This window comes from Pseudomonas sp. P5_A2_2 (assembly GCF_054177685.1).
This window is the reverse complement of sequence record NZ_JBGCUL010001353.1, coordinates 1-1016: the sequence shown is the minus strand read 5'-3', so window position 1 is coordinate 1016 and position 1016 is coordinate 1. Positions and strand designations below refer to the sequence as shown.

Sequence of the window (1016 nt, the reverse complement as noted above, 5' to 3'; positions counted from 1 at the left end):
GAGCAATACGAAGAGAACCTGCGCAAGAACGAGCAGCAGCAACGGCTCGATCAGGCACGCAGCAGCAGCCGTAACCTGTCCAACCCAAGCTGTCAGTTCTGGCTGCAACAGGACCGAACTGCACCCAGCGAAAAAAGCCGCGCCAACGTCCTGCAATTCTGCGATTGATCATGAATAAACACATTGTCCACCAACTGATTCTCGACAAGCTGCGGATCGATCTCGACATCGCCGAACGGGCCGCGCAAACCGCCTACGAAACGGCGACCCACGAAGAAAACATCGCCGAGAACAAGTACGACACCCTGGGGCTGGAAGCCTCCTATCTCGCGGCCGGGCAAGCCAGGCGGGTCGAAGAAATTCGCCAGTCACTGAGCCTCTGCCAGAACCTGGTCCTGCGCCCGTATGACGATCAGCGGGGCATCGAAGTGGGCGCGCTGCTCGGGCTCGAGGACGAAAAGGGGCGCGAACAATGGCTGTTTCTGGCCCCCGATGCGGCCGGATTGAAAGTCGATCTGGTGGGACAGCTGATTACTGTCATCACCCCCCGCTCACCGCTGGGCAAAAGCCTGCTGGGCAAGTTCGAGGGCGATGAGGTGGAGATTATGGTGGCGGGCGCTCGGCAACAGTTCGCTGTCACCGAGGTGGTTTGAGCGGCAGGAAACGCTATCAGTGAACGGGCAGTTCGACGCCGTCGAACAGCTCTTCCAGTTCCTGCTTGTTGTGGCATTGAATGGCCTTGGCCATGACTTCGCGGGTCAGGTGCGGCGCGAACTTCTCGATGAAGTCGCACATGAAACCCCGCAGGAAGGTGCCGCGACGGAAGCCGATCTTGGTCACGCTGGACTCGAACAACTCACTGGCATCGAGCACCACCAGGTCGCTGTCGAGTTTGCTGTCGACGGCCATTTTCGCCACGATGCCCACGCCCAGCCCCAGGCGAACATAGGTCTTGATCACGTCGGCGTCGGCGGCGGTGAACACCACTTTCGGCGTCAGGCCGCGATGGCTGAAGG

General features: G+C 60.1%; 2 protein-coding genes. One reads left to right on the top strand and one right to left on the bottom strand.

The window, feature by feature from the left end; all coding sequences use genetic code 11:
* Positions 1-170 precede the first annotated feature (170 nt).
* On the top strand, positions 171-653 hold the full coding sequence (locus ACXRVY_RS31365; protein ID WP_223463736.1) for a GreA/GreB family elongation factor: 483 nt from the start codon (positions 171-173) through the stop codon (positions 651-653).
* A 16-nt stretch (positions 654-669) separates the two neighbouring features.
* Here the strand turns inward: ACXRVY_RS31365 and ACXRVY_RS31360 are convergent.
* Positions 670-1016: LysR substrate-binding domain-containing protein (locus tag ACXRVY_RS31360; RefSeq protein ID WP_458239259.1), on the bottom strand; the 347-nt coding region annotated here is incomplete at its 5' end.